This window comes from Bacillus sp. SIMBA_005, from assembly GCF_046535585.1.
Taxonomy (GTDB): domain Bacteria; phylum Bacillota; class Bacilli; order Bacillales; family Bacillaceae; genus Bacillus; species Bacillus pumilus.
This window is the reverse complement of the sequence record NZ_JAWRWI010000489.1, coordinates 1-268: the sequence shown is the minus strand read 5'-3', so window position 1 is coordinate 268 and position 268 is coordinate 1. Positions and strand designations below refer to the sequence as shown.

Here is a 268-nt window from a genome sequence, read left to right as displayed (position 1 = left end):
CGCCGTTCTTTCTTCAGCGGATGAAGAAATAAGCTGCTGTAAAAAAAGGCCGAGAACACTGAAAACCAATATGATACATACAACGAGTAAAGCGAACAGACGCACACGGACTTTATTCATTCATTTTTGGCTCCTCCAGTTTATACCCCAATCCCCTAATCGTTTTAATGTAGATCGGTTTTTTGGTATTGTTTTCACTTTTGTCGCGAAGATGGCTGATGTGCACATCAACAATTCTCGTATCTCCGGCAAAATCATAATTCCAGAC

Annotated in this window: 2 protein-coding genes; both read right to left on the bottom strand. The window is 40.7% G+C overall.

Features of this window, described 5'->3' with window-relative positions; all coding sequences use genetic code 11:
- On the bottom strand, nucleotides 1–120 hold a 120-nt coding region (locus SB660_RS21020), incomplete at its 3' end, for a hypothetical protein (RefSeq protein WP_410584315.1).
- On the bottom strand, nucleotides 113–268 hold a 156-nt coding region (locus SB660_RS21015), incomplete at its 5' end, for a winged helix-turn-helix domain-containing protein (protein WP_410584313.1). The genes SB660_RS21015 and SB660_RS21020, both read right to left, overlap by 8 nt.